This window comes from Hyphomicrobium sp. DMF-1, assembly GCF_027886585.1.
GTDB lineage: Bacteria > Pseudomonadota > Alphaproteobacteria > Rhizobiales > Hyphomicrobiaceae > Hyphomicrobium_C > Hyphomicrobium_C zavarzinii.
The window spans coordinates 3313624-3331892 of the sequence record NZ_CP115706.1; the positions used below are offsets into that span (position 1 = coordinate 3313624).

15 protein-coding genes are annotated in these 18269 nt (G+C 62.5%); 7 read left to right on the top strand and 8 right to left on the bottom strand.

Translation table 11 applies throughout. The features are described from left to right. From PE058_RS15255 to bchF, 7 genes are read right to left on the bottom strand one after another with little or no spacing between them, the layout of a single operon-like run. Positions 1-1431, bottom strand: coding sequence for an MFS transporter (locus PE058_RS15255; RefSeq protein WP_020086070.1), 1431 nt, complete (start codon positions 1429-1431; stop codon positions 1-3). Then, positions 1428-2126 carry a magnesium protoporphyrin IX methyltransferase gene (bchM, locus tag PE058_RS15260; protein ID WP_271028800.1) on the bottom strand — a complete coding sequence of 233 codons (699 nt, stop codon included), beginning with the start codon at positions 2124-2126 and terminating at the stop codon, positions 1428-1430. Before bchM ends, PE058_RS15255 begins: the two co-directional genes overlap by 4 nt. Beyond that, a complete protein-coding gene (bchL, locus tag PE058_RS15265; protein WP_020086068.1) occupies positions 2126-3037 on the bottom strand; it encodes a ferredoxin:protochlorophyllide reductase (ATP-dependent) iron-sulfur ATP-binding protein in 912 nt (303 codons plus the stop codon). Before bchL ends, bchM begins: the two co-directional genes overlap by 1 nt. After that, positions 3034-6744 (bottom strand): magnesium chelatase subunit H, encoded by a 3711-nt coding sequence (locus PE058_RS15270; protein WP_271028801.1) that lies wholly within the window; start codon positions 6742-6744, stop codon positions 3034-3036. The genes bchL and PE058_RS15270 overlap by 4 nt, the downstream gene beginning before the upstream one ends. After that, positions 6719-8266 (bottom strand): ferredoxin:protochlorophyllide reductase (ATP-dependent) subunit B, encoded by a 1548-nt coding sequence (gene bchB, locus PE058_RS15275; protein WP_271028802.1) that lies wholly within the window; start codon positions 8264-8266, stop codon positions 6719-6721. The genes PE058_RS15270 and bchB overlap by 26 nt, the downstream gene beginning before the upstream one ends. 3 nt (positions 8267-8269) lie before the next feature. Beyond that, positions 8270-9568: a ferredoxin:protochlorophyllide reductase (ATP-dependent) subunit N gene (locus PE058_RS15280; protein WP_271028803.1), complete on the bottom strand. Its 1299-nt coding sequence runs from the start codon at positions 9566-9568 to the stop codon at positions 8270-8272. Then, the gene (gene bchF, locus PE058_RS15285) at positions 9565-10074 is read right to left on the bottom strand and encodes a 2-vinyl bacteriochlorophyllide hydratase (protein ID WP_271028804.1); all 510 of its coding nucleotides are present in this window, start codon (positions 10072-10074) and stop codon (positions 9565-9567) included. Before bchF ends, PE058_RS15280 begins: the two co-directional genes overlap by 4 nt. A gap of 293 nt (positions 10075-10367) precedes the next feature. Here bchF and PE058_RS15290 point away from each other — a divergent pair, with 293 nt between their 5' ends. The 7 genes from PE058_RS15290 (at position 10368) to PE058_RS15320 (ending at position 17120) form a co-directional block, all read left to right on the top strand. Continuing rightward, positions 10368-11270, top strand: a complete 903-nt coding sequence (locus PE058_RS15290; RefSeq protein ID WP_271028805.1) for a cobalamin B12-binding domain-containing protein — start codon at positions 10368-10370, stop codon at positions 11268-11270. Between the two features lie 108 nt (positions 11271-11378). Beyond that, positions 11379-12740 (top strand): transcriptional regulator PpsR, encoded by a 1362-nt coding sequence (gene ppsR / locus PE058_RS15295; protein ID WP_271030620.1) that lies wholly within the window; start codon positions 11379-11381, stop codon positions 12738-12740. Positions 12741-12860: 120 nt separating this feature from the next. Further along, positions 12861-13772, top strand: a complete 912-nt coding sequence (chlG, locus tag PE058_RS15300) for a chlorophyll synthase ChlG (RefSeq protein WP_020086061.1) — start codon at positions 12861-12863, stop codon at positions 13770-13772. Next, entirely contained in the window at positions 13769-15121 is a 1353-nt protein-coding gene (locus tag PE058_RS15305; protein WP_020086060.1) for a BCD family MFS transporter, read from the top strand. The genes chlG and PE058_RS15305 overlap by 4 nt, the downstream gene beginning before the upstream one ends. A 4-nt stretch (positions 15122-15125) precedes the next feature. Continuing rightward, positions 15126-16343, top strand: coding sequence for a geranylgeranyl diphosphate reductase (locus PE058_RS15310; RefSeq protein WP_271028806.1), 1218 nt, complete (start codon positions 15126-15128; stop codon positions 16341-16343). After that, a complete protein-coding gene (locus PE058_RS15315; RefSeq protein ID WP_020086058.1) occupies positions 16340-16825 on the top strand; it encodes a TspO/MBR family protein in 486 nt (161 codons plus the stop codon). The genes PE058_RS15310 and PE058_RS15315 overlap by 4 nt, the downstream gene beginning before the upstream one ends. Positions 16826-16829: 4 nt before the next feature. Continuing rightward, complete coding sequence (locus PE058_RS15320; RefSeq protein ID WP_020086057.1) at positions 16830-17120, top strand: hypothetical protein; 291 nt, start codon at positions 16830-16832, stop codon at positions 17118-17120. Here the strand turns inward: PE058_RS15320 and PE058_RS15325 are convergent, their stop codons facing one another. Continuing rightward, positions 17121-18071 (bottom strand): LysR family transcriptional regulator, encoded by a 951-nt coding sequence (locus tag PE058_RS15325; protein ID WP_198011183.1) that lies wholly within the window; start codon positions 18069-18071, stop codon positions 17121-17123. Positions 18072-18269 lie beyond the last annotated feature (198 nt).

Sequence of the window (18269 nt, forward strand, 5' to 3'; positions counted from 1 at the left end):
TTACCCGGGAAACTCAGATAGTCCGAAACTCGTAGAATGGCCGCGCTGCTCGCTGCGAGGCCGCACGAGCGGGCCGACCGCGGCCAACGTGACGAGCAGCAGCATGATTTCGATGTAGTAGACGAAGCCGTAGCCGACGGCGGGGCCGACCAGGGCGGGGCCCAGCTTGCCGCTGACCGCAAGTCCCGACATCACGTCCCGGATGCCGCCACCCAAGGCGATCGCGACGCCGGAAGCGGTAGCCTGCACCGCTCCCCATGCGCCGAGCGCGAGGCCGCTATGGCCTTCCTCAGCCAGAGTCATGGCAGCGGTGAGCGTGCCGACGGCGAAGAGGCCGCCGCCAAAACCGATCAGCACGGTGCCGATCCGGAACAGCGCAGCGGAATCGAAGGGCGCAGCGAAGATAACTGCGGAGAAGGCGATGATGCCGACGAGCGCTCCGTATCCCGCCAGCCGATAGGGATCCATGCCGGACTCTAGGGACTTTGCAGCGATTGCGAAGGCGGCCAGCGTTCCGGCGGCAAGCAGAGCTGTAAGCGCAGTCGTGGCACCTACGCCCAGCATCAGGACCTCGCCTCCGTACGGCTCCAGCAGAATGTCCTGCATACTGAAGCCGGCGCTGCCTAGACCCACTGCCACCAACACGCGAGCGGACCGGCCGCCGGTGCGGAACGCGTGCCAAGATTCCCTGAAGACAGGCCGCTCTGCGGCACTCGCCGTCCGCGACGGATCACGCATTTCCTGCTTCCAGAGGGCGGTCACGTTGAGAGCCATCGTGAGGACCGCCACACCCTGAATGAGCTGGATCAGCTTTACCTGAGAGAAATTGCTGAGGATCGCGCCGAACGTCATCGAGCTTGCGACCATTCCGAACAGCAGCATTACATAGAGAAACGCCACGACGCGCGGGCGGGCACGCTCAGGTGCGAGGTCGGCGGCCAACGCAAGCCCTGCAGTCTGAGCGGTATGCAGTCCAGCACCTACGAGGAGGAACGCCAGCGCCGATGCGGCATAACCGATCCAAACCGGTCCATTCGCGTCTCCCGACAAGACAATCAATGCGAACGGCATGATAGCGAGGCCGCCGAACTGGAGCAGGCTTCCAAACCAGATGTACGGCGCGCGCCGCCAACCGAGAACGGATCTGTGGTGGTCGGATCTAAAGCCGATCAACGCGCGGAAGGGGGCAAATACCAACGGGAGCGCGATCATGAAGGCCACGAGTGCGCTCGGCATTCCAAGCTCGATGATCATCACGCGATTGAGCGTGCCGTTGAGCAGAACCAGAACCGCGCCCACGGCTACCTGGAACAGCGAGAGGCGAAGAAGCCGGCCTAGCGGCAACTCCTCCGTCGCGGCGTCCGCGAACGGCAGGAAGCGTGGGTCCAGAAGTGCCCAGCCTCGCGCCAATCTCGCATTCAGACGCTTCATACCCTGGCCAACTCCAATGCCTGCGAGATGTAGAACATGTTCTGAACCCGGCGCGTGCGCCGCGCCTCGACGAACGAAAGCCGCGGCTCCTTCTCGATCAGCGCTTCAATCTTCCCAGACGAAACCGGCTCGATCGCAGGCGCGCGGTCGCTGCGGGGAAACGCGCGGCCGATCGCGTGCTTGACGGCCAGCATCGGCGTACGTGGCGCGTAGGTGAAGACGAGGCTGCGGTCGGCCCGTGCGGCTAGGCGCGTCAAGGATTCGACCATGTCGTTCGATGCATAATGGATCAGCGAATCCATGCACACGACATGGTCGAAACGGCCGAAGCCGGGGTGAAGCATGTCGCCAACCTCGAACGTCACGCGGCCGGGCGACGCTTCTAGCGATCTTTCGCGTGCGAGTTCGATGAGACTCAAGGAGAGGTCTACGGCAACGACATCCGCGCCCCGTTTCGCCATTTCGATCGCAAGCGCGCCTGTGCCGCAGCCGGCATCGAGAATCCGCAACCCGCTGAGATCCTCTGGTAGCCATGAGAGGATCGCGGCCCGCATCTCGTCGCGTCCCGCGCGCACCAGCTTACGGATGCGACCGAGCGGAGCGTCGGACGTCAGCTTCTTCCAGGCATCGACGGCAGTGCGGTCGAAATACGTCTCAAGCTCACCGCGCCGTTCGAGATATGAGAGCGTAGGCATCAGTCGAACCCCAGGAAATCGAAGATCTCGCGATCTTTCATCGGTTGCGCAGACAAAGCGGGCGCTCCGGCCCACAGCGTTTCGGCGAGCCGGAGGTATTCGGCCTGAACAGCACGAAGCTCCGGGCTGTCCTCCATTTCGAACAGTGTCGACTTTTTGAGACGGCTGCGGCGGATCACGTCGAGGCTCGGAATGAGAGCGAGGCGGCGTAGGCCGATCGCGTCACTGAAGCGGTCTATTTGGTCGGTCGCGTCCGACCTGTTGGCGATGCAGCCGGCGAGGCGAACCTGGTAGTTCCGCGACTTCGCCTGGATTGCGGCCACGATGCGGTTCATCGCAAAAATGGAGTCGAAATCGTTCGCCGTTACGATCAGCGCCCGGTCGGCGTGCTGAAGCGGTGAGGCGAAACCACCACACACAACGTCGCCCAGCACGTCGAAGATCACCACGTCGGTATCCTCAAGGAGATGATGCTCCTTGAGAAGCTTCACCGTCTGCCCAACGACGTAGCCGCCACATCCGGTTCCGGCCGGCGGCCCGCCAGCCTCGACGCACATTACGCCGTTGTAGCCTTCGTAGACGAAGTCCTCGACGCGCAACTCCTCGCTGTGGAAGTTGACCGACTCGAGGACGTCTATCACGGTCGGGACCAGCCGCTTCGTGAGCGTGAACGTCGAGTCGTGCTTCGGGTCGCAGCCGATCTGCAGCACCCGCTTGCCGATCTTGGAGAACGCGGCCGACAGGTTCGACGAGACGGTGCTCTTGCCAATTCCGCCTTTACCGTAGATCGAAAACACCCGCGCGTTGCCGATCGCGACGTTCGGATCGAGCGCGACCTGAACGCTGCCCTCGCCGTCGGGGCGGTTCGGGAGGTTCGCTGCTCTGTAGAGAGTCTGTACACCCGCCGTCATGCCGCAACCTCCATGCCGCCGACACGCTCGACGCGATCCTCAAGTTCTTCTCCGGCCTTGCGAAGGGCTGCCAGCGTTTCGGCATCCGGCGTCCAGTAGTTGCGCTCGTGGGCTTCGAGCAGCCGGTTCGCAAACTTTGCAGAGGCGACCGGATTGAGCTCTGCCAGCCGCCGGCGCATCGCATCGTCGATGACGAAAGTCTGCGTGAGGCTCTGGTAGACCCACGGCGCCACTTGACCAGTGGTCGCCGACCACCCGACTGTGTTCGTTACGTGGGCTTCGATCTGACGCACCCCTTCGTATCCGTGGCGAAGCATGCTCTCGTACCATTTGGGATTGAGAACGCGCGTCCGGGTTTCGATGGCTACCTGCTCGGCCAGCGTGCGCACCTTGCCTTCGCCGCGCGTCTGATCGCCGATGTAGACCGGGATGTCGGTGCCGCGGGCACGACGTATGGATCGGCTAATGCCGCCGAGCGTGTCGAAGTAGTGATCGACCGTCGTGACGCCGAGCTCAACCGATTCCAGGTTCTGATAGGCAAGATCGACGTTCGACAGCATTGCGTTGAGCAACGTCGAGTTCTGGCGCGATTTCCCGTCGCGCCCGTATGCGAAGCACTTGCGACGTGTGTAAACTTCGGCGAGCTCGTCTTCCTCGGTCCAGCGGGCGCCGTCGATAACCTGGTTGACGTTCGAGCCGTAGGCACCCTCTGCATTCGAGAACACACGCAGCGCTGCCGTTTCCAGGTCGCCGCCGTGCTCTTCGAGAAACGCCAACGCGTGCTTTCTCACGTAATTCATTTCCAGGGGCTCTTCTGCCTCGGCAGCAAGCAGGGCCGCTTCGGCGAGAAGCTTGCACTGCAGCGGGAGGAGATCCCGGAATATCCCCGAGAGCGTCATGACGACGTCGATGCGCGGACGGCCCAGCTTAGCCAACGGAACAAGAGCGGCACCGGTCAATCGTCCGTAGCAATCAAAGCGCGGTTGTGCGCCCAAGAGATGCAGCGCCTGCGCGATCGGACCGCCTTCGCTTTTTATGTTGTCCGTTCCCCAAAGCACGATCGCCACCGATTCCGGCAGCTTGCCAGTCTCATCCAGGTGTCGCGCGAGGAGCTTTCCGCTTTGGCGCTGGCCGTCCTCCATGGCGAATGCGCTTGGCATGCGGAATGGATCGAACCCATGAATGTTGCGTCCGGTGGGCAGAATGGCCGGTGTTCTGAGAAGATCACCCGCGGGCGTCGGCCGGACGAAACGACCGTCGAGCGCTGTCACGAGCGCGGCGACTTCGTGGTCTTCGGCGAGCAGCAGCGCCGTGTTCGCGAGTGAACCCAGGGACTGCACGGTCTCGCTCGTTTTGGCCAACCCGGACAAAGCAAGGACGCGCTTCGCCGGTTCGCCGTTGATCAAAGCTTCGAGCGCGTGATCGTTGAGCCGCGCTCCGAGCTCGGTCTCAGAGAGCAGCCCAAGAAGCTCCAAGCGCTCTGCGACGCTAGGGGGCTCTCCGACAATGTGGAGGCCCTGCGGAATGAGCTCGTATTCAAGTTCCAGAACAGCGGCCTGCAAGGCAGCGACGTGGGCTTCGGATTCGCCATCGCTCCAAATCGGCTCTGCCGGGGCGAGGTTGAGCTCTGCTGCCTGGGCCTGGATTGCGGAAACCAGTGCGGAGCGATCGGACGCCTCGTGCGGGGCAAGCCCGCGCCAGCGCTCCATCGTAGACTTGAGCTCGAGGAGACCCTTGTAGAGCCCGGCGTGCCCGACGGGCGGCGTCAGATAGCTGATGAGCGTGGCTGCGGCGCGCCGCTTGGCGATGGTTCCTTCGGAGGGGTTGTTCGCCGCATAAAGGTAGAAGTTGGGCTGATCGCCAATCAGCCTGTCCGGCCAGCATGCCGCTGACATTCCCGACTGTTTGCCGGGCATGAATTCGAGCGCACCGTGCGTGCCGAAGTGCAGCACGGCGTGCGCGGCGAAATCTTCCCGCAGCCAGCGATAGAACGCCGAGAAGGCGTGCGTCGGCGCAAAGCCCTTCTCGAACAGCAGGCGCATGGGATCGCCTTCGTAGCCGAAACCCGGCTGTATGCCGACGAAGACGTTACCAAATTGAGCGCCGAGCACGAAGATCGACCGCCCATCGGCTTGAACCTTGCCGGGTGCCGGTCCCCACTGGGCCTCGATTTCGTCAAGCCAGCGCTCTCGCCTGACATGATCGTCCACGGCTATGCGCGCGGCGACGTTGGCCGCTGCACCGTATCGCGATGAATTGCCGTCGAGAATGCGGTTGCGCAGAGCCTCAACGCTGTCCGGCAGGTCTACCGTGTAGCCGCCCTGCTTGAGCGCCGTGAGCGTATTGAACAGAGACTCGTAGACGGACAGGAAGGCCGCCGTGCCTGTCGCTCCCGCGTTCGGCGGGAAATTGAAGAGCACGATCGCGATCCGGCGGTCGGCCCGCGAGCTCGCCCGCAGCGCGACCAGTTTCTCCACGCGCGCCGCGAGCATGGCAGCGCGCTCGCCGTGGGCGTGCATGTCGCGCGCGTTCTTGGCGATTTCCGAACGCCCTCCGAACACAATCGGACCTGTCGCTCCGTCGATCTCGGGAATGGCGACCATCATCGTCGTTTCGACGGGCATCAGTCCGCGCTCGCATGCCTGCCATTGCTCGATGGATTCAAATTCCAGCGCGTGCGCGGCGACATAGGGCACGTCTAGGCGCGCGAGAATTTCTTCGGCACCTTTCGCGTCGTTGTATGCAGGACCGCCGACGAGCGAGAACCCGGTCAGAGAAACGACGGCATCCACAGTCGACCGGCCGTCCTTCAGGAAGTACTGCTCGATGGCGGGGCGCGCATCGAGACCGGTCGCGAATGCCGGGATGCACCGCAAGCCGCGCGCTTCGAGCGCCGCGATCACACCATCGTAATGAGCGCTGTTTTTGGCCACGACGTAGGAGCGCATGATGAGAACGCCCACCGTGCCCATCACTCGGCCTTCAGGCAACGGAAGGACATCCGCCCGTGTATCGACGCGGCGCTCCAATCGGGGATGATAGACGCCGACGTCGGGATACTCGACCGGCTGGGGCACTTCCAGCTTACCGCGGAGGACGCGGCGAGGACCTTCGGCGTAACGGTCGATCAGGAATCTGACGAGAGCGTCGATGTTTTCTTCAGAGCCCGACAGCAAATATTGCAGCGCGATAAAATAAGCGCGTACGTCCTGCGCAGTGCCGGGGATAAAGCGCAGGATCTTCGGGATACGGCGCAAAACGGCCATCTGCTGGGCGCCCGAGGTCGCGCCCTTCTTGGATCCGCGTAGCCGCTTAAGAAGCGACAGGACGCCCTTGTCGGACCCTGTCATGGTGAAGCCGCCGAGACGCGTAAGGCGGATGACCTCGCCGGCGCTCATGCCGCACAGGATCGCATCACAAGAGTCACGCCTCGCCGCAAGGTCGGCGAGCACGGGATTGATGTGGTCCTCCATGAACAGCATGGTGGTGATGATGAAATCGGCACGTGCGATGTCGGCGCGACACTGGGCGAGCGCTTCGGCGTCGCGTGCCCAATCCGTTGCCGCATGAAGCGTTATCTCGAAGCCTGGAATGTCGCGCTCGAGCGCCGGGCGCGCCCGCTCGATCGCGCCTGCCAAGTGACTATCCAGCGTGATGATGGCGACGCGGACCGGCACGCGCTCAGCGGCTGAAATGTGCTTTTGCATCGTACAGCGTCTCGAGGGTTATGGTTGCGACGCCGCTCTCGGCGGCAAATCGTTCGGTGTTCCGGCGCGCCTTTCCGCGCACGAAGAACGGAATTTTTCCAAGCTCCTTTTCGGCTTCTGGTGCCCACCCGATCGAAATCGGAGCAGGCGCAGGCGGCGGCGCTTCGGCGGGCCCCGCATCGTGGTGACCCAGGTGGGACGGCGCGGCGCCGTCGTGAAACTCGAAATCTTCGCGGAACATGCCGAGAAGATGCTCTTCGAGGCCCATCATCAGCGGATGGACCCAGCTATCGAAGATGACGTTCGCACCCTCAAACCCCATCTGCGGGGAGTAGCGGGCCGGGAAATCCTGCACGTGGACCGGGGCAGAGATGACAGCGCTCGGGATGCCGAGCCGCTTGGCGATGTGACGCTCCATCTGCGTGCCGAGCACGATTTCCGGCTGCAGCGCCGTGACCTGCGCCTCAACCTCGAGATAGTCGTCGGTGATAAGCGCCTCGAGCCCATAGCCCGCCGCAGCTTCCCGAACCTCGCGCGCGAATTCGCGACTGTAGGTTCCGAGACCCACGATGCTGAAGCCTAGCTCCTCGGAGGCAATGCGCGCGGCCGCAAGCGCGTGCGAGGCATCGCCGAATATGAAGGCGCGCTTGCCGGTCAGGTAGGTCGAATCGACTGACCGCGAATACCACGGCAGCCGGGAGTCCGTTTCGGCGATCGGCTGGCTAACTCCGCTCACCTTCGCCACCTCGGCAATGAAAGCGCGTGTCGCCGTCACGCCGATCGGTATGGTTTTGACGTAAGGTTGATTGAATGTCCGCTCGAGCCATTTCGCTGCCGGCAAAGCGATTTCCGGGTATAGGACGACGTTGAAATCCGCGTCCCCAAGCCTCGCCAGATCCGCAGGCGATGCGCCCAACGGGGCTGTCACATGCACATCTATGCCGAGCTCATCGAGCAGCTTTGTCACCTCGACGACATCGTCGCGATGCCGGAAGCCGAGCGCTGTTGGTCCTAACAGATTGCAGCGGGGCCTGAGACCATCGGCACGACGGGGGCGTTGCACCGCGGGCGATTGCGCGTGCGGCGCGGCGCATGCCCTTACGACGCGATAGAATGTTTCTGCCGCGCCCCAGTTCTCCTTCTTCTGATAGGCCGGCAGCTCGAGCGGGATGACCGGAATTGGCAGGCCCAGCGCGCGCGCGAGTCCGCCCGGATCATCCTGCAGCAGTTCGGCCGTGCACGAGGCGCCGACCAGCATCGCATCAGGGCGGAAGCGCTCATAGGCCTCCCGCGCCGCCGTCTTGAACAGTTCGGCCGTGTCACTCCCGAGATCGCGCGCCTGAAACGTCGTGTAGGTCACGGGCGGGCGACGATCACGGCGTTCGATCATCGTGAAAAGAAGATCCGCGTAGGTATCGCCCTGCGGAGCGTGGAGAACGTAATGCACGCCCTTCATAGCGGTCGCGATACGCATGGCCCCGACGTGTGGCGGTCCCTCGTATGTCCAGACGGTGAGCTGCATCCGCTAGACCTCCAGCCTTTCGCGCCGTGACAGCGGGCGGGTAAAGAGCTCTGCGGCGTCACCTGCCTGGTCGTAACCCTGGATGGGCGTGAACAGCAGCTCTATGGACCATTTGGTGGTGATGCCTTCCGCTTCGAGCGGATTGGCAAGCCCGAGCCCGCACACGACGAGATCGGGATCGTCCTGACGGCATCGGTCGAGCTGCCGCTCGACGTCCTGGCCTTCGCTGATGCGGGCGGACGCCGGAAGTAGTGCCAGCTCTCTTTCAAGATGATCCTTGTGAAGATACGGCGTTCCGATCTCGGTCGCCCTCATGCCAAGCTCGCGGCAAAGAAAACGGGCAAGCGGCACTTCAAGCTGAGAGTCGGGGAAGAAGAAGATGCGCTTACCCTCGAGCTTCGCCCGATGCCGCGCGAGCGCCGCGGCGGCCCGCGCCCGGCCAGGGGCCGTAACGGCCTCAAGGCGATCATGCCGTATTCCCCAGCAGTCGGCCGCGGCCTTCAGCCATTCCGTCGTGCCTTCGGAGCCGATCGGAAATAGCGCGGGAATGATCTTCGCGCCGCGGGCTTCGAGCGCGCGCGCGGTATCGCAAAGGAACGGCTGTGCCAGGAGGCAATGCGTCCCCGGCCCGACAGGTGGAAGGTCTGCGGCGCGGCGCGGCGGCAGGAAGTGCACCGGTGATATGCCAAGGTCTTCGAACAAACGCCGAAACTGATCCTCGACGATGTCGGACAGCGCACCGACAACGAGAAGCGATCGCTCTTGGGTTCCTGCTTCCGGAAGCTCCGGCACAAGCGAGGCCAAACAGGCATCTTCGCCTTGCGTAAAGGTCGTCTCGATGCCGCTGCCTGAATAGTTGAGGATGCGCACGGCGGGAGAGTAGCTGCGCGTCAGACGGTGGGCCGCCCGCGCGAGGTCGAGCTTGATCACTTCCGACGGGCAAGAGCCCACCAGAAACAGAAGCTTGATGTCCTGGCGGCGTTCGAGCAAGCGCGCCACGACCCGGTCGAGCTCGTCGTTTGCATCCGCCAACCCTGCAAGATCCCGATCGTCCAGGATCGCCGTTGCGAAGCGGGGCTCGGCAAAGATCATGACACCCGCTGCCGACTGGATCAGGTGTGCGCAGGTGCGCGATCCGACGACCAGGAAGAAGGCGTCCTGAATCTTGCGATGCAGCCAGACAATGCCAGTCAGGCCGCAGAAGACTTCACGCTGGCCCCGCTCACGAAGAATTGTGCGGTCGCATCCGGGCTTGGACAGAGTCGGCACGCCTGATTCCTGCTGACCGAAGGAGGAGCTCATCGAACACCTCCGGTCATCGGCTGCGTGTATGGGATGCCCGCATCCAGCCGGGCCAACCGCAATTTCCAAAGGAACTGAGCCGCATTGACCGCGTAGGTCGCGTAAGCGGCGAGCGCGAGGAGCATCTGCCCCCTTGCATCGAGGAAATGGGTGAATACAGCGAACAAATACGCGGTGTGGAGGGCCAGCACGAGCATGCTGACGACGTCTTCCCAGAAGAAGGCAGGAGCGAACAGGTACTGACCGAAGACATCCCGCTCCCAGATCGACCCCGTGATCATGATCGCGTAGAGCACAAGGGTCTTCGTGACGATGGAGACCGTCGCTGCCAAGTAGCCGTCACCGGTCGCGAGATAGCGGAGCACCAGTGACAAGCTGACAAGGAAAACAGCGAACTGCACGATAGCCAGGACACCCTGAACTTTCGTCCACGGGGACGAATCTCTCCGCTCGCGCTCCGCTACGCTGTAAAGCGGTGTTCTCCGAGGCTTCGGCGATTTTGGCATCGCTCGTTTCCCTCCCGCGCGAGCTCCCGAAAAGGGTGCACACAGTCGAGACAGAGTACGGCCGGGACACAAAGAGTGTCAACTATTTTGGACGTAATTTTATCTTTACAAAAATTATGGACGGGGCAACTCTGTGTCCAATTGAAGTTGCGCATGAAGTGTCAAGTGTGATTAACTGACGCAGCGTGCGGCGAGCCTGCTGCCTGCATGACCCAGAGCGGTAACGCGACGTGGCGCTACCTCTGAGCCAAAGCCAAAGCGTTATTTCGTATTCGGCTATGGGGGAGGGATAAATGTCCAGCACACGGCATCTCGTCGAGTTCGAGCGGTGGCCGATCGCGCATAGTGAAAGTGGCTGGAAGAGCCCAGTGCCCATTCTATCCCGTGCCCGCAAATCACCTTGGACCGAAAGCCGCCGGCGCGTGCTCAAGGACACGGTCGAACGAGAGATCGTTCCGCGGCTCATGCTGGGCCACTATTCTTCTTCAGACATATTGCCGATATCTTCCGAGACATTAGCGGGAGATCTGCCTCGACCCAGCGCTTTGGAAATCGCCGAAATGGTGCGGCTGGTCTCGAGCGAGAGCGTGAGCCTGTCTCTTGCGCACGTCCGCCGAATAAGAGCGCGAGGCGTATCGATCGCCGAGATTTTCTTGAATCTGCTGACACCAGCGGCCCGTCTTCTCGGGGAACGGTGGGTGGACGACACGGCGGATTTCGCCACAGTTACAATCGCCACTTCGCGCCTGCAGCAAATCCTGCGCGAGCTGGCGCCCGATTTTCAAGCCGACACACGCGTCAGCCGTCGAAGCCCACAGGCTCTGCTGGCTGCGATGCCGGGAGACCAGCATACGTTTGGCGTGTCGATGTTGCAGGAGTTTTTCCGCCGCGACGGATGGGCTGTCTGCGGCGACATTCCCAATTGCAGACAAGACCTTGTCGATATCGCGGGCAGCGCGCCTTTCCGTTTGATCGGGATCTCGGCTTCCTGCGATACCGCCCCAGACGATTTGAAGTCGTTCATCAAGAACCTGCGCCGCGCCACCGCCGATCCCAGATGCCAGATCGTCGTCGGCGGACGCTTGTTCCTGGCGCAACCCGATCTCGCGAGGGTCGTGGGTGCGGACGGCATGGCAACGGATGCACAGACGGCGACGCGTCAACTATCAAGTCTCCTTGACACAAAAGCTGTCTGAAGTTGATAACCCACCAAGTACGATGATGTCTTTGGTGTGGGGATTGGCCCTGTGTTTGCTCGAGATCCAGGAGTCGTGTTCCGGACCCCCAAAAGAACTCTGGGAGATCTGGACGCCGAAATAGCCGCTAAGCTTATAGCGGCAGCGGCGGATATTGCGCTCGTGGTCGATCCCAAGGGCGTCATTCGCGATGTCGCGTGCGGCAACGACGAACTCGCCAAGGAAGGATTCGAAAAATGGGTCGGTCGGCCATGGGTCGATACGGTAACGACGGAAAGCCGTCAAAAGATTGAAGAATTGCTGGCGGATAACGCAGCAAACGAAGTGCCGCGCTGGCGCCAAGTCAACCATCCCACCAAGCGCGGCGATATCCCGATCCGCTATACTGCAGTTCGTATCGGACCTGGCGCGCGCCTCGTCGCGGTGGGCCGCGATTTGCGACCTGTCGCTGCGTTGCAGCAGCGCCTCGTCGAGGCGCAACAATCGATGGAGCGCGAATACGCGCGCCTGAGGCATGCCGAAACTCGCTACCGGCTGTTGTTCCAGATCGCCTCCGAGCCGGTGCTGATCGTGGATTCGACTAGTCTCAAAATCGTAGAAGCCAACCCGGCATCAGCACAGCTCCTCAACAAGACGGCGAAGCGCCTGACGGGCAGGAATTTCCTCGAACTTTTCGACGCCGAAGGGAGCAAACGGGTCCAGGCACACCTGTCCGCCGTGCGCACGGCCGGCAGCGGGGACGAGGTGAGCGTCAAGCTCAATGGTGAAAAGACGGATTGCCTCGTCTCTGCGTCGCTGTTCCGCCAGGACACCAGCGCCCACTTCCTCGTTCGCTTGTCCCGAGCGGACGGCGCGACCGCGCCGAAAGGCGTCTCGAAGCTGTTCTCGGTGGTCGAGAATTTGCCAGACGGCTTCGTCGTCACCGATCTCGACCGCCGGGTTCTGAAGGTGAACGCCGCGTTCCTCGACATGGTCCAGCTCGCCACTGAAGAACAGGCGAAGGGCGAGCTTTTCGATCGCTGGGTGGGCCGTTCGGGTGTCGACGTCAACGCGCTCACGACCGCGGTGCGCGAGCATGGCGCCGTCCAGAACTTCGCAACGGTCCTTCGCGGCCAATTCGGCTCCTATGAGGATGTCGAGATATCGGCTGTGTCGGTGCTGACCGGCGAGCACCCCTGCTATGGGTTCACCATTCGCCGGGTCAATCGACAAGAATTCCCGAGGGCAAAGGGTAAGAAAGAGCTTCCGCGCTCAGTGGAGCAGCTCACCGGTCTTGTCGGCCGCGTCTCGCTCAAGGAGCTCGTGCGCGAAACGACAGATGTCATCGAGAAGCTCTGTATCGAAGCAGCATTGGAGCTGACAGGCGACAATCGCGCTTCGGCGGCGGAGGTTCTGGGGCTGTCGCGCCAAAGCCTCTATTCGAAGCTGAGACGTCACGGTATCGATTTCACCGACGACGAGCAGGACTGAGCGCCACCACGCTCGACTCCCATTTTCATGAATTCAGCCGACGCGCGCCTGCACGAAAGTGTGCGCGCTGTTCGACACTTTTCGCTTTCGTCACGCCGAGTGTCATCATAGATTGACACTATGAAGCGTGCATTCCACACAACCACCTCGCCGATACCGTCCGCTTCGGCCGTGCTCGAGCTGCTCAAGCCCATCACCTGGTTTCCGCCGATGTGGGCGTTCGGATGTGGTGTCACGAGTTCCGGCGTAGCGCTCGACGGCCGATGGTCGTTGATCGCGGTGGGCATTCTTCTTACAGGTCCACTCGTGTGTGGCACGAGCCAGGCTGTGAACGACTGGTACGATCGGCACGTCGATGCGATCAATGAACCAGGCAGACCCATCCCATCTGGTCGCGTGCCCGGCGATTGGGGCTTCTATATCTCTCTCGTCTGGACGACACTTTCGCTTGCTGTTGCGGCATTGCTGGGAACTGAGGTTCTCATCGCTGCGGCGATCGGGCTTGCACTCGCGTGGGCCTACAGCGCGCCGCCGTTTCGCCTGAAGCGGAACGGATGGTGGGGAAATGCGGCGGTGGGCGCCTGCTACGAAGGCTTGCCGTGGATCACCGGCGCGGCTGTCATGGCCGGGGCTCTTCCCAACTGGCGCGTCTTTGCCGTTGCGGCACTCTACAGCATCGGCGCACACGGCATCATGACCCTGAACGACTTCAAGTCGATCGAAGGGGACAAGAGGTGCGGCGTCCGCTCGCTGCCCGTTCAACTCGGCGCCGATCGCGCCGCTCGCTTCGCGTGCATCGTGATGGCCGTGCCGCAGGCCATCGTCGTCGGCCTGCTGGTGGCATGGGATCGTCCCGTCCATGCCGCGATCGTCCTGGCTTCGCTCGCCTTCCAAGTGTTCCTGATGAGGAAACTGCTCAAAGATCCTCGCGCTCTGGCCCCTTGGTACAACGCGACTGGCGTTAGCCTTTACGTCACAGGCATGCTCGTCACAGCGTTTGCGCTCCGCGCGTTCCCGGGAGGTTCGCCATGAGCCATCAAAAGCTCGGCTGGTTCGGCATCGCGCGATTGGGTCTTGTTCAGGCCGCACTGGGATCGATCGTGGTTCTGACCACGTCGACGATGAACCGCGTGATGGTGGTCGAACTCGCCTTGCCAGCCATACTACCGGGAGCGCTGGTCGGATTGCATTATGCGACCCAGCTTCTGAGGCCCGCGTTCGGGCATGGCTCCGATCGAGGCGCGCGCCGCACCCCCTGGCTCATCGCCGGTATGCTGGTGCTGGCAATCGGCGCAATCGCAGCGGCCGGGGCGACCGCTCTCATGGGGGTGTCTCTGACCGCCGGTGTACTCGCCGCGGTTCTGGCGTTCCTGCTCATCGGCGCAGGTGTCGGAGCCGCCGGGACAACGCTCCTTGCGCTGCTCGCGACGGCAACCGATCCCGCGAAACGGGCCGGTGCGGCCATGGTCACCTGGATGATGATGATCGCCGGGATCGTGTTCACGACGATCTGTGCCGGAAATCTGCTCGATCCCTACTCGCCACCTCGCCTCATCGCTGTCACGGCGGGCGTAGCGATGATCGCAATTTCCGTAACTTTGATTGCGCTCTGGCGGCTCGAGCCTGCCGATGGCCACGTTGTCGAGGCGAGACCGGCGGCTCCAAACGCTACCGTTTCTTCCTTCAAGCGCGCTCTGGCAGATGTGTGGGCCGACCACCAAGCCCGCGCGTTCACGATTTTTGTGTTCGTTTCTATGCTGGCCTATAGCGCCCAGGATCTCATCCTCGAACCGTTCGCCGGGCATGTCTTCGGCTACACGCCGGGGGAATCGACCAAGCTTTCCGGTGTGCAGCATGCAGGAGTTCTCGTCGGCATGCTTCTGACGGGCACGCTCGGCACGTATGCGGCCCGCCGCGGCGTGGGGAGCTTACGCTCCTGGTGCATCGGGGGCTGCATCGCTTCGGCTTTCGCGCTGGCCGGTTTGTCGTTCGGCGCCAGCGCGGGCGATTCCTGGCCGCTCTCCGCCAATGTGTTCGCGCTCGGCGCGGCTAATGGCGCGTTCGCCGTTGCTGCCATCGGCTCGATGATGGAGCTAGCGTCCTCCGGCGGAGAGCGCAAGGAAGGCATCCGCGTGGGGCTTTGGGGCGCCGCACAAGGTATTGCGTTTGGCCTCGGCGGATTGGCTGGCACAGCTTCCGTCGACGTGGCGCGCCTTTTGATTTCCGAGCCTGCAAGCGCCTACGCGCTCGTGTTCGCAGCGGAGGCTCTGCTGTTCATCGTGTCGGCCGTTTTGGCGGCGCGGCTTGCTCGCAGGGAGGAACGCGCTCAGGGCAAACCACCGATCAAGGCAAGCGTCGCGTTTCAATCTGGACGGGGGTGAAGCCATGGCCAGCATTCATGAGGCATTCGATGTCGTCGTCGTGGGAGGTGGACCGTCCGGCGCGACGGCCGCAACCGACCTCGCACGCGCGGGCTATTCGGTGCTGCTCCTGGATCGCGCCGGACGGATCAAGCCCTGCGGCGGCGCCGTGCCGCCCAAGCTCATCGCCGAATTCGAGATTCCCGATCATCTGATCGTTGCGAAGGTCGGAGGTGCGCGGATTTTCGCTCCCAGCGCGCGCAAGGTCGAGATGCCGATCGATGCCAACGGGTACGTCGGGATGGTGGATCGCGACGTGTTCGACGAGTGGCTGCGGGAACGCGCGCGGACGGCCGGCGCAGAGCGCCGCAACGGAACATTCCTGGCCTTCTCGCGCAGCGAGGACGGCGCGCCTCTCATCACCTATCGAAGCCGCCACGAGGAGGGTCACGAAGAAACAACAACCGTCCGCGCGCGATGCGTCGTTGGCGCAGACGGTGCCTTGTCGGCGGTCGCGCGGCAGACCGTGCCCGGAGCAGACCGCATTCGCTATGTCTTCGCCTACCACGAGATCGTCAAGGTTCCGGATGGACTGCGCGCGGTCCACGGTTCGAACTACGACGGCGCGCGTTGCGACATCTACTATCAGAGCGCCTACTCGCCGGATTTCTATGCGTGGGTCTTCCCGCACGGCACCACCGCCAGCATCGGAACGGGCAGTGCCAACAAAGGCTTCTCATTGCGGAGCGCGGTCGGAACGCTGCGCGAAAGAACCGGCCTGGCGGCGACCGAAACCATCCGAAAAGAAGGGGCTCCCATTCCGCTTCGCCCGCTCCGACGCTGGGACAACGGTCGCGACGTCGTCTTGGCAGGAGACGCCGCGGGCGTCGTCGCACCGGCTTCGGGGGAAGGCATCTACTATGCAATGACGGGCGGGCGTCTGGCCGCCGATGCCGCCGCCATGTTCCTCGCTACGGGCGACGCGAGAGCGCTCCGAAGCGCGCGCCGGCGCTTCATGGGCGTGCACGGCCGCGTGTTCTGGATCCTCGGCATCATGCAGAAGTATTGGTACGGGAACGAGAAGCGGCGCGAGCGCTTTGTTACCATGTGTCAGGACCGCGATGTCCAGCGGCTAACCTGGGAGGCCTACATGAACAAGCGGCTCGTTCGTCGCGAACCCCTCGCCCACGTGCGGATATTCTTCAAGGATCTTGCGCACCTTTTCGGGGTGGTGTCGCCGTGACACGATCCAGTCTCTGGCTTCCTGTCCTCGCGGCCGGGTCGGCCGCGCTCGTCATCGCATTCCTCGGCGGCAGCATGACGGATACCGGTCCCTGGTACCAGGGATTGACGAAACCGGCCTGGCAGCCGCCCGGATGGGCTTTCGCACCCGCGTGGACGATCATATTCGCGCTTGCTGCACTCTCCGCAGCCATTGCCTGGCGCGATGCGCCGACTGACGCCGATCGAGAGTGGGTGATCGCAATGTTTGCGGCCAACGGTGTCCTCAACGTGCTTTGGAGCGGTCTGTTCTTCACCGCGCAACGGCCGGATTGGGCGCTCTTCGAGGTCGCGATCCTCTGGATTTCGATCCTAGTGCCGATTGTCGTTATCGGACGCTATTCCCGCCTGGCAAGCCTGCTCCTACTACCCTATCTCGCGTGGGTGGCTTTCGCCGCATTCCTCAATTACAGGGTCGTGCAATTGAACGGTCCGTTTGGGTGAAACGATGCAGGATCTTTTCGACAGCGGCCGGATCGTCGACCTGATCCTTCTCTTCATGGCCGTGGAAGGCGTGCTGCTGGTTCTCGCGAAGTCGCGAACCGGTGTCGGATTGTCTCTGCGCGGCGCAGTGAGCGTGCTAATGCCGGGGCTGGGGCTCCTGCTTGCTCTTCGCGCGGCACTGGCCGGACAAGACTGGACGATCGTCGCTCTCTTTCTTTTTGCTTCTCTCGTGGCACACATCGCGGATTTGCGGCTGCGCATGAGCACAAGCTCCGATCCGCAAAGAGAGCCCTGATCAAGTTTGCCGGCTGCGAGCCGTTCTGGCGTGCCGGCTGGCGCGGGGAATGAGCACCGAAACGTCGGGCAGGAAATCCCTGGCGTTGCTCACCAGGAATTTCCAAAGCGCAGTGCCTGCCGGAAGAAGCTTCTTTGCCTTCGGACGAAGAAGGTACCACTTCCTGACGACCGGCAGCCCCCGGACGTCCAATACGACAAGACGTCCCTCCGCAATTTCAGCAGCGACGGTGTGGGCCGAAATGAACGCCACGCCGAGCCCGGCCATCACCGCCTGCTTGATGGTCTCGTTGCTGCCGAACTCCATCGCAAGCCGCGGCGCTACATCGGCCTTTGCGAAGATGTGATCGTTAAGAATGCGCGTGCCGGACTCGGGCTCACGCAAAAGAAACGTCTCGTCAGCGAGCGCCCTTAGGGGAATTCCCTTCGCGGATACGAAGCGATGAGCTGGCGCGGCGACAATGACGTGCGGGTGGTCACCAATTTCCTGCTTCTCAAGCGCCACGGTTTCCGGCGGCCGGCCCATGATCGCCATGTCGACCTTGAAGCATTCAAGCGCTGCAATCGTCTCTTGCCGGTTCCCGACAAGCAATTCGAGTTGGACGTTTGGGTTGTCGCGGGCGAATGCAGCCAAGGCGATGGGCGCAAAATACTTGGTTGTGCTCACGACACCGAGTGAGGCCTTGCCGCTCTCAAGCCCCTTCAAGGCGCGCACCATGTCATCGCATTCTTCCAGCGCAGCCTCGATCCGGGCATGTAACTGCAGAGCGCATTTCCCAGCGTCGGTTGGTCGCATGCCTGCTTGAGCGCGATCAAAGAGGGGCAATCCGACGCTCTGCTCGAGCATCTTGAGCTGAAGGGCGACGGCCGGAGCCGTCACTCCTAACTGATTGGCTGCGCCCGTGATTTTTCCGCCATTCGCAACTGCAGCAAGAACGCGCAGTTGTTTCAAGGTGGCATTTCGCTGAAACGGCCCTCTAAGTTTTTCTTTCATCGCTACAAAGCAATTTGAAATTCACGAGCCCGCCCAGTCGCACCAACTTGACAGGTGTGAGCGTACCCCTGTCCGTCCATGTTGTCAGCCAAATTGGACGTCCAAATCGCGCACTGCGATCGCTCTCCAGCTTTCTCGTCTCGAATGGCATCAGCG

What these genes read in the sequence shown, in the direction of transcription:
- PE058_RS15280 (WP_271028803.1), bottom strand. Translation starts at nt 9,568, where the DNA reads ATGAGCTCCTCCTTCGGTCAGCAGGAATCAGGCGTGCCGACTCTGTCC.
- bchM (WP_271028800.1), bottom strand. Translation starts at nt 2,126, where the DNA reads ATGCCTACGCTCTCATATCTCGAACGGCGCGGTGAGCTTGAGACGTAT.
- PE058_RS15320 (WP_020086057.1), top strand. Translation starts at nt 16,830, where the DNA reads ATGCAGGATCTTTTCGACAGCGGCCGGATCGTCGACCTGATCCTTCTC.
- PE058_RS15310 (WP_271028806.1), top strand. Translation starts at nt 15,126, where the DNA reads ATGGCCAGCATTCATGAGGCATTCGATGTCGTCGTCGTGGGAGGTGGA.
- PE058_RS15290 (WP_271028805.1), top strand. Translation starts at nt 10,368, where the DNA reads ATGTCCAGCACACGGCATCTCGTCGAGTTCGAGCGGTGGCCGATCGCG.
- bchL (WP_020086068.1), bottom strand. Translation starts at nt 3,037, where the DNA reads ATGACGGCGGGTGTACAGACTCTCTACAGAGCAGCGAACCTCCCGAAC.
- chlG (WP_020086061.1), top strand. Translation starts at nt 12,861, where the DNA reads ATGAAGCGTGCATTCCACACAACCACCTCGCCGATACCGTCCGCTTCG.
- bchB (WP_271028802.1), bottom strand. Translation starts at nt 8,266, where the DNA reads ATGCAGCTCACCGTCTGGACATACGAGGGACCGCCACACGTCGGGGCC.
- PE058_RS15270 (WP_271028801.1), bottom strand. Translation starts at nt 6,744, where the DNA reads ATGCAAAAGCACATTTCAGCCGCTGAGCGCGTGCCGGTCCGCGTCGCC.
- PE058_RS15305 (WP_020086060.1), top strand. Translation starts at nt 13,769, where the DNA reads ATGAGCCATCAAAAGCTCGGCTGGTTCGGCATCGCGCGATTGGGTCTT.
- bchF (WP_271028804.1), bottom strand. Translation starts at nt 10,074, where the DNA reads ATGCCAAAATCGCCGAAGCCTCGGAGAACACCGCTTTACAGCGTAGCG.
- PE058_RS15255 (WP_020086070.1), bottom strand. Translation starts at nt 1,431, where the DNA reads ATGAAGCGTCTGAATGCGAGATTGGCGCGAGGCTGGGCACTTCTGGAC.